Annotated in this window: 2 protein-coding genes; both read right to left on the bottom strand. The window is 58.7% G+C overall.

What is annotated here, in order from left to right; genetic code table 11:
* The coding region (locus tag LQV45_RS31185) for a LacI family DNA-binding transcriptional regulator (RefSeq protein WP_230011208.1) at nucleotides 1-342 on the bottom strand (342 nt) is incomplete at its 3' end.
* Between the two features lie 415 nt (nucleotides 343-757).
* Nucleotides 758-1447 (bottom strand): DUF4839 domain-containing protein, encoded by a 690-nt coding sequence (locus LQV45_RS31180; protein ID WP_230011206.1) that lies wholly within the window; start codon nucleotides 1445-1447, stop codon nucleotides 758-760.
* Nucleotides 1448-1582: the final 135 nt, after the last annotated feature.

The following is a 1582-nucleotide window of genomic DNA, read 5'->3' as shown; positions in this document are numbered from 1 at the left end:
GTATGTGCGCAGGGTCCGCAGGTAGCCGGCGATGTAGGCGGATTTGGCGCCGGTGCGGCCGAGCATCACGGCGTAGCCGCGTTCCTGCGCTTCCTCCTCCACGCCTTGCATGACCTGGGAGGCCAGGGCGTCCGAGACCATGGGGGCGAGGAGCCCGATCACGGAGGTCTGCCGGGTCTTCAGGCCTCGGGCGAGGTAGTCCGTTTCGTAGCTGAGGCTCTTGACCGCGGTTTCGACCCGTTCCCGGGTCTCGTCCGAGTAGCCGACCAGCCCGTTGACAACCCGGGAGACGGTGGCCGGGGAGACGCCGGCGTGCTTGGCGACATCGCGGATGGTGACCACTGTTCCTCCTCCCTGAGGGTGTCTTTGCTGTCTGTGCCCGCGTTACGTAATCGGTTTCGTAAAACGGTTTACGTAAACGGTTTCGTTAGGTGCAGGATCAACAGTAAGGGGTGGGTCGGGGATCGCGTTGCGTTTCGTAAACGAAGGTGCGCGAGATCAGTGCCGGTGGCCAACTCTCCGGCCCTAAAGGTGCAACGCGTCGCGGTGGTGTTACGTGGCGGGGTACGCTATGCCCAACTAGGGGCAGTGCGCGCAAAGCGAAGGCCCTGGCCGGAGAGTCAGGGCCTTCGTTAGGTGGCTGGGTGAATGCGGATGACTTCGGACTCGATTTCATCCTCGTTCTTCACCGCTGAAGAATTTTGAGGGATAGGTTTTTGCCGGAGTTTTTAGGCTCCGGCCGCTGAGTTATTCAGGCTCATCTTACTAAGGTGGAAACCGGTTTCAGGACGAAGAGCTCCTGAGTGCGATTGTAGCCTTCGACCGTTGCGGTAATGTGAAGATTCTGCCCCGCGCCTATAGTCTCTGGAACGTTTGCACCAGTTAGGTGCAAATCACTAACGATATTGACATCTTTGAATTGGAAGTTTGGGCCGGTCATTGTTGATTTACTGTAGTCGCCAGCTGCGATCAGGATGTCATATCTAGTCTTGTAGCTGCCATGATTGTTCATGTAGGCGATGTTTCCGTCAAACTCGATGTTCTTACCCTTGTATTTGGCCGCAAATGCTTCAACCATGTCCCTGTCTGAAGCTGACCCGGCCAAGAGCGCTGCAAGGTCTGGGTTGTTCTCTACCGTCAGGGTCTGCTCTGGCTCGGAAGCTACAGCTGCGGTCTCGGTCGGGGTGCTCTGCGCCGGTTTCTGGGGGGGCTCCTGCGTCGGCTCCTCGGAGGGAGTCTTATCGGTATCGCAGGTTCGGGCTACGGTGAGACGAGGGGCGGAAGAGACCGCTGCCCCGTTTTGAGGCTCTTGGTTGCACACAGTCCAGTTCGACTTGTCGACAACTCCGAACATGCCGCCGCCGAGGACCTCCACTTCATCGTCGATTCCGGCTCGCTTCACGTCGCTGATTGCGACATCGAGGCCTTTTCCGACCAAGTCGGGCATGGTGACAGCAGTCTCTCCAGAGCACCCTGTGACTAGCAAAGTGACGGCGAAGACAGCGGACGTGACGACAAAACGGCGCATGGATGTTCCCCCGGGATAACTCAGATGTGGATGGTGGCGCGCTCGACGGCAGAT

The sequence above is a fragment of the Microbacterium sp. Bi128 genome (assembly GCF_918698205.1).
The sequence above is the reverse complement of the archived record's forward strand: the minus strand, read 5'-3'. Positions and strand labels throughout refer to the sequence as shown.

What these genes read in the sequence shown, in the direction of transcription:
- LQV45_RS31180 (WP_230011206.1), bottom strand. Translation starts at nt 1,447, where the DNA reads ATGCCCGACTTGGTCGGAAAAGGCCTCGATGTCGCAATCAGCGACGTG.